This window comes from Brevundimonas sp. TWP2-3-4b1 (assembly GCF_049897665.1).
GTDB lineage: Bacteria > Pseudomonadota > Alphaproteobacteria > Caulobacterales > Caulobacteraceae > Brevundimonas > Brevundimonas subvibrioides_B.
The window spans coordinates 42,151-48,606 of the sequence record NZ_JAFCWQ010000022.1; the positions used below are offsets into that span (position 1 = coordinate 42,151).

At 65.7% G+C, this 6,456-nt stretch carries 6 protein-coding genes and 1 pseudogene; 5 read left to right on the forward strand and 2 right to left on the reverse strand.

All coding sequences use genetic code 11. The annotated features are described in order from the left end of the window. The first annotated feature begins 10 nt into the window (after positions 1–10). The 4 genes from ACP7A5_RS14795 to ACP7A5_RS14810 all read left to right on the forward strand — a co-directional run bounded on the left by ACP7A5_RS14795 (position 11) and on the right by ACP7A5_RS14810 (position 2,442). Entirely contained in the window at positions 11–559 is a 549-nt protein-coding gene (locus ACP7A5_RS14795; RefSeq protein ID WP_426042628.1) for a prolyl-tRNA synthetase associated domain-containing protein, read from the forward strand. A gap of 39 nt (positions 560–598) precedes the next feature. Further along, positions 599–1,498, forward strand: a complete 900-nt coding sequence (trxA, locus tag ACP7A5_RS14800) for a thioredoxin (protein ID WP_426042629.1) — start codon at positions 599–601, stop codon at positions 1,496–1,498. A 10-nt stretch (positions 1,499–1,508) separates the two neighbouring features. Beyond that, a complete protein-coding gene (locus ACP7A5_RS14805) occupies positions 1,509–2,168 on the forward strand; it encodes an LON peptidase substrate-binding domain-containing protein (protein WP_303694768.1) in 660 nt (219 codons plus the stop codon). A gap of 79 nt (positions 2,169–2,247) precedes the next feature. After that, positions 2,248–2,442: a Trm112 family protein gene (locus ACP7A5_RS14810; RefSeq protein WP_426042630.1), complete on the forward strand. Its 195-nt coding sequence runs from the start codon at positions 2,248–2,250 to the stop codon at positions 2,440–2,442. A gap of 171 nt (positions 2,443–2,613) precedes the next feature. Here ACP7A5_RS14810 and ACP7A5_RS14815 read toward each other — a convergent pair whose 3' ends face one another. After that, on the reverse strand, positions 2,614–3,867 hold the full coding sequence (locus ACP7A5_RS14815; protein ID WP_426042631.1) for a UbiH/UbiF/VisC/COQ6 family ubiquinone biosynthesis hydroxylase: 1,254 nt from the start codon (positions 3,865–3,867) through the stop codon (positions 2,614–2,616). Between the two features lie 266 nt (positions 3,868–4,133). Between ACP7A5_RS14815 and ACP7A5_RS14820 the strand changes: the two are divergent. Then, positions 4,134–4,350 (forward strand): annotated as a pseudogene (locus ACP7A5_RS14820) (transposase); the annotation flags it as partial. A 1,358-nt stretch (positions 4,351–5,708) separates the two neighbouring features. Here the strand turns inward: ACP7A5_RS14820 and ACP7A5_RS14825 are convergent. Further along, the gene (locus ACP7A5_RS14825; RefSeq protein WP_426042632.1) at positions 5,709–6,344 is read right to left on the reverse strand and encodes an RHS repeat-associated core domain-containing protein; all 636 of its coding nucleotides are present in this window, start codon (positions 6,342–6,344) and stop codon (positions 5,709–5,711) included. Positions 6,345–6,456: the final 112 nt, after the last annotated feature.

Below are 6,456 nucleotides of genomic sequence, written 5' to 3' on the forward strand. Positions count from 1 at the left end.
CCGGCCAAGCATGACCGCTCAACCACTGCATGATCGAGACAGTCTGATCGCCTGGATGGCCGAGCGGGGCATCGAGCAGACGACCCACGACCACCCCGCCGTCTTCACCGTCGACGAGGGCCACGAGATCAAGGCCGCCATGCCCGGCGCCCACACCAAGAACCTGTTCCTCAAGGACAAGAAGGGCCGGCTGTGGCTGATCTCGGCGCGCCAGGACACGGTCATCGACCTGAAGGCCGCGCCCCGGACCATCGGCTCGGACCGGGTGTCGTTCGGCAATGAGGTCCTGATGCACGAGACCCTCGGCGTGCGGCCGGGCTCGGTCACGGCGCTGGGGCTCATCAACGACGTCGACCGACGGGTGACCTTCGTCATCGACCGGCGGCTGTGGGAGGCCGATATCGTCAACTTCCACCCCCTGACGAATACGGCGACCACGGCTCTGAGCCAGGCCGCGTTCCGGCGCGTGCTGGCCGAGATCGGGCGGGAACCGTTGGTGAAGGACTTTTCAGGCAACGCCTCCGGCGACTTGCCGCAGGCGGCCTCCGCGACCATCTGAGCCCTACCGCGTTACAGCCCCGAGCTTCAAAGAGATCCGATGACCCTTGCCGATCCCCAGCCCTCCGGAACCGACGACCTAATCAAGGACGGCTCCGACGCCGGCTTCATGGACGACGTGATCGCCCAGTCGAAGGTTCAGCCCGTCATTGTCGACTTCTGGGCCACCTGGTGCGGCCCGTGCCGCACCCTGACCCCCGCCCTGGAAAAACAGGTCCGGGCGGCCGCCGGCGCGGTCAAACTGGTCAAGATCGATGTCGACAAGAACCCCGCCTACGCCGGCCAGCTGAAGGTCCAGTCGATCCCGACCGTCTACGCCTTCGTCGACGGCCAGCCGGTCGACGGCTTCCAGGGCGCGGTCCCGGAAAGCCAGATCAAGGCCTTCATCGAAAAGCTGTCGGGCGGCGCGGGCGTCAACACCGATGTCGAACAGCTGCTGTCGCTCGGCGAGGAATCGCTGGGCCTCAATGATTTCGGCGGCGCGGCCCAGGCCTTCGCCCACGTCCTGACCATGGAGCCGGAAAACCAGAAGGCCATCGCCGGCATGGCGCGGGTCTATCTGGCAGGCGGCGACGCGGATCAGGCGCGCCAGACCATCGCCATGGCCCCGCAGGATTCCACCGAACCCTCGGTCGTCACGGTCCGGGCCCAGCTGGCCCTGTCGTCGAGCGCCCCGACCGGCGAGACCGCCGCGCTCGAGGCCAGGGTGAAGGCCGATCCCAACGATCATCAGGCCCGCTACGACCTGGCCTTGGCCCAGGCGGCCGAAGGCGACCTGAAGGGCGCAGCGACCAGTTTGCTCGACATCGTGTCGGCCGATCGCGATTGGAACGACCAGGCGGCCAGGAAGCATCTTCTGGTCGTGTTCGAGGCCGCCGGCCTGTCGTCCGACATTGCAAAAGACGGCCGCCGCCGCCTGTCTTCCATTCTGTTTTCCTGAAGGACGTTCGATGGCCCAGGGCTATGTGAAGGCCGTTGACCTGCCCCAGGTGATCCCGGTGTTTCCGCTGCCGGGGGCCATCCTGCTGCCGCGCGGTCAGCTGCCGCTGAACATCTTCGAGCCGCGCTACCTGAACATGATCGACGACGCGATGGCGGGCGACCGGGTTCTGGGCCTGATCCAGCCGTCCGGCGGGCCGGCGCGGTTGCCCAGCCTTTCGGCGGTGGGGTGCGCCGGACGGATCACCAGCTTCGCGGAGACGTCCGACGGCCGCTATCTGGTCACCCTGACCGGGGTGGCGCGGTTCCGGGTGGCGTCGGAACTGCCGACCCAGACCCCCTATCGCCAGGTCCGCGCCGCCTTCGCTCCGTTCGAGGCCGACCTGTCCGCCCCCCACGGCGGCGAGGCGTTCGACCGCGAGGCCTTCCTCGCCGGGCTGAAACACTATCTGGAGCGGCGTCAGCTGGAGATCGACTGGGAGACGGCCGAGGCCGCGCCGCAGGAGGCCCTGATCAACAGCCTGTCCATGGCCCTGCCGTTCGAACCGGCCGAGAAACAGGCCCTGCTGGAATCTCCGGCGCTCGCAGACCGCGTCGAGGTCCTGACCACCCTGATGCGCATCGACGCGGCCGAGACCGGCGACGGCGACACGCCCACGTCGATGCAGTAAGCAGAACCCCCTCGATCCACAGAAGGACCGGGCTCAAGCAGCGAGCGCCCGCGGCGCAAGCGGTAGCCCTCTACAAAAAATGAGCGATGCTTTTCACACGCCGTCATCGGTCGACCCGCGCCTGCTGGAAGTCCTCGTCTGCCCGGTCACGCGCGGACGGCTCGACTACGACCGCGAGGCCAACGAGCTGATCTCCAGGGGCGCCAAACTGGCCTTCCCGATCCGCGACGGCGTTCCAATCATGCTGCCGGAAGAGGCGCGGTCGCTCGATTAGATCAACCGGTCTCCTCCCTGTTCGCCGCCTGGCGAATGGGGAGGTGGCAGCGAGCCTCTTCGCGAGCTGACGGAGGGGTTCTCCGCGCAAGCGAGACAGGAACCCCTCCGTCTCTCCGCTCCGCTCCGAGCCACCTCCCCATCGCTGCGCGACAGGGAGGAGACGTGTTCCTCAGACCAGCTCGCCCCTGAGCAGCTTCGGCAGATCCCCCGTCGCACCGCCGGCCTCGCGCATGAAGGCGCGGCGGAGGGGACCGATACGGTTCACCGCCGCCATGCCGAGATCTCGCGCCAGGCGCACCGGCGGCAGATCGTTGGAGAACAGCCGCACGAAGCCGTCGAAACCGGCGGCCAGCGCCACATTGTCGAACCGGCGCCAGCGGGCGTAGCGGTCCAGCGTCACTGGCGAGCCGATGTCCTCGCCCAGCCGCATCGCCTCGATCAGCACCTCGGCGAGGGCGGCGGCGTCCTTCAGCCCCATGTTGAGGCCCTGACCCGCGACCGGGTGAACCCCGTGGGCCGCGTCGCCGATGATCGCCGTGCGCGGCGCGGTCAGTGTCGTCGCCAGCTCCAGCCCCAGCGGATAAACGAAGCGCGGACCCTCCGGCATCGCGCCGTCGAGGAAATCGCCGAACCGCCGGATCAGATGCGCCTGGAAGGCCTCGTCCGAACAGGCCTTCAGCGCCTCGGCGGCGCGGGTGCCTTCGGTCCAGACCAGGCTGGCGCGCTGTTCGGTCAGGGGCAGGATGGCGAACGGGCCGCCGGGCAGGAAATATTCGTGGGCGACATTGCCGTGGTCGCGGCCCAGCCGGACCGTCGCCACCACCCCGGACTGGCCATAGCCCCAGCCGACCGTCTCGATCCCGGCCGCCTTGCGCACCTTCGACCCTCGCCCCTCGGCGCCGACCACGACCGGGGCGCTGACGACCGAGCCGTCGGCGAGCGTCACGCGCGCGGCAGGGTTCGTCTGTTCGCCCCCGACCACGGAACCGGGCGTGCGCAGATCGATGTCGCTCGCCGTCACCGCCTCGGCCAGGGCCGCACGGATACGGCGGTTCTCGACCATATAGCCCAGGGGCTCGCCGCCGTTGGCGTCGCCGATCTCGTCGGCATCAAAGCGCAGGAAGGCCGGCGACGCGGCCTTTGACGCCGCGCCCGGACGGCGTCCGTCGGTCACGAGAATCCGGTCCATGCGACAGGCATGGGGCCGGAGACCGTCGCCGAGACCCAGCGCGTCCAGCATGCGGAACGTCGAGAACGCAATCGCCGTCGATCGGCCGTCGAAGGTCGGGGCCAGCTGGGCCGGGAAGGGTTGAGGATCGATCAGGACGACCTTCAGCCCGCCCCGCGACGCGGCCAGGGCGAACGTCGCCCCTGCCATGCCTGCGCCGGCGACGATGACATCGTGAGTGTGGGGTGAGGCCATGGCCGCTTGTCGCCCCGTCCGGCGGGCGCGTCCAGTGGGCGTAATGTCTCCTCCCTGTTCGCCGCTTGGCGAAGGGGGAGGAGGCGATCTGTCGAGGTAAACAGCCCCATATGCATGGAACTTTACCAGACGCTTGCAAACGCAGGCCACCACTAAGGCCCGTCCGACTTTCGCTGCCTCATCCGACTTTTTCGAAGTCGGACGTCCGACTTGGGTTCGCGGTCTGTTCAAAGCTGCACATGCGGATCCGGTCCTCACGACCACCTGTCGAGAACTACTTCTCCGTCTTCAAGCGCGCCATGAAGGGCACCTATCAGCACTGCGCCAAGAAGCACCTGCATCGCTATCTGGCCGAGTTCGATTTCCGCTATTCGAACCGGTCGGCTCTGGGTTGCGAGGATCAGGAGCGCGCTGGTCGGCGTCAACGGCAAGCGCCTGAGCTACCGAGGGGGAACTGGTCTCAGGCCCCAAGCCGCAGCCTAACGGTCGGCACCGCCGCCGCAAATGGAACGCAAAATCTTAACTGGACGTTTATCCGAACGGCGCCTACCTTGCGTCGAGCACGGCCCTTGCTTGGTGATAAGTGCCCCCGGGCGCTTCTTCGGATAGCCAAGATTGCGGATTTCGCGGGCCGTGCCTAACTTTCAATAGTAGTGTTTCTGACCCCGGCCCCACAGGTCGTACTCATATGTGATCCGGTCTTTGATCAGATCATATGACCGAGTGTCCCCGAGTTCCCATTTTCTCTGGATCGCCCACGCACAGTAGTCGGCGACCTGAAGGCATGGGTCTGATCCCGCAGGCCAAAAGTCCGTCGCCCAAGAGTTTCTTACCGTCTGCTGCATGACGTCGTTAACCGGGCTTTCGAAGGAGCGCCGTTCCCTCCGCGTAACCACGGACGCGAAATCATTCTTCGCTGGGCTGCCTCACGCTGAGGTCGCTGCCCTCTGGGATGCGGTCTTCGATGACGACGGCCAGCGCAAGGCCTCTGCCGACGAGCGGGCGAAGGACGCGACCCGGCTATGGCAGTCCGCGAATGCCGCAATGACCGCCGAACAGCGTCAGGAGGTGCACCGCGTCTGCATCGACGACAGCTTCCCCCAGTGGATCATCCAGCGCGCTGCGGGCCACATGGACACGGCGTGGGAGGGAACCCGGCGCTGATCGGTCAGTTCGAGCCGGGCAAGAGCTACTACGTCGACTTCACGCCGATCGACTGACCTGTAGACACGTTCGGCTATGAAGCCCGCTCCGGTTCGCCGGGGCGGGCTTTCGTCGCTTCCGGGTCGATGTCTGCCACCGCACACAGGAACAGTTGCCCGATGCCTTGGTTAACCCGACAGTGATCGGCGACGCCGACGCTGTTCAAACGTGCCAACGAATGAACCGGCCCGCCCGCTCCCTAAAAGGGAGCGGGCGGGCCTTTCGCTGTTCGGATCAGAGCCCTGATCATGGCGGAGGCTCAAGGCGCGGGTCGTATAAGCAAGAGGTTACGACACCCCTTTTATCTTGCCCTCCGACCTATTCCGCGTCCGCCCGTCCATCCCACGGTTCCGGTCTCAGCAGGTATTGGAATGGCCAAACGCCTTTTCTGGTACGGCCGCAACGAGGGCAGTCCGCGCCAGGGATATATCCCACGCGGTAGCCGGGCCTCTGTTTGCTGTCTATGCCCAGCCTGCACCTTGGGCATTTGAATTTCAGCGCCGTCAAAGCGAAGACAGTCGCAACAACAAACGCAGGAATTGCAACGCTTAGATTAGACTCGATCGTCGCAACACCAACCAAGACCGAGACCATGGCAACAGCGACATAAGGGAGAGTTCTATACATTCAATCTAACCTCACTCACGTCGCCCGAACAGATTATCGACCCATGACTGCACCACGACCCGGCCTGCGCTGACGGTCGCTGATACCACTTGTGCACCAGGCGACATCGGGACTCGCATATCATTCGCGACGGTGACCTGCTTGGAGACGTGGCCCGAAACCGGCGCCAGGCTGGGGCCGACCGCGACGCCCGCAAACGGGACACTCGAACTGTCCGGCCCCGCCTGATCGAAGCGAGAAGTGGTGTATCCCGCCGTGACGCCCCCAACCGTCGTGCCAGCGCTCGCTTCCGTCGCGTACCCACGGACACTGCTGGTGTCGCCTGCGTAGACCGTAACACCGGCATTAGCTGAAATGTCATTGCCCACTTGGGGACCGGACGTAAGGTTCACGCCAACCCGAAGATCAGCTTCCGGTCCTCGACCAATATATGCTCCGACACCGACTTCAGCGAGCGCTGAGTTCCCAGTCGCCTGCACCTGAGCCGTGGCACGCAATCCATGAAGGGTGCCTATGATTAGGTCCGACACGCTCTGCTTGCCCGTGGGGTCCGTCCGGTTGACCGGATCGTTTGCGACATACGCATACAGGTTCAGCCCCTGCGCATACCCCACCGGGTCGGTCTGCAGGAACAGGACCCCCGACACACAGCCGACACGCCCACACAGCTTTTCTCTAGACGGCGCTGAGGTTTAGCAGTCGATCCGACGACACCGCTGGGGAGACGGCGCTGGAAAACCGTTGAAGTTGGTTTCGGGG

What these genes read in the sequence shown, in the direction of transcription:
- trxA (WP_426042629.1), top strand. Translation starts at nt 599, where the DNA reads ATGACCCTTGCCGATCCCCAGCCCTCCGGAACCGACGACCTAATCAAG.
- ACP7A5_RS14795 (WP_426042628.1), top strand. Translation starts at nt 11, where the DNA reads ATGACCGCTCAACCACTGCATGATCGAGACAGTCTGATCGCCTGGATG.
- ACP7A5_RS14805 (WP_303694768.1), top strand. Translation starts at nt 1,509, where the DNA reads ATGGCCCAGGGCTATGTGAAGGCCGTTGACCTGCCCCAGGTGATCCCG.
- ACP7A5_RS14815 (WP_426042631.1), bottom strand. Translation starts at nt 3,867, where the DNA reads ATGGCCTCACCCCACACTCACGATGTCATCGTCGCCGGCGCAGGCATG.
- ACP7A5_RS14810 (WP_426042630.1), top strand. Translation starts at nt 2,248, where the DNA reads ATGAGCGATGCTTTTCACACGCCGTCATCGGTCGACCCGCGCCTGCTG.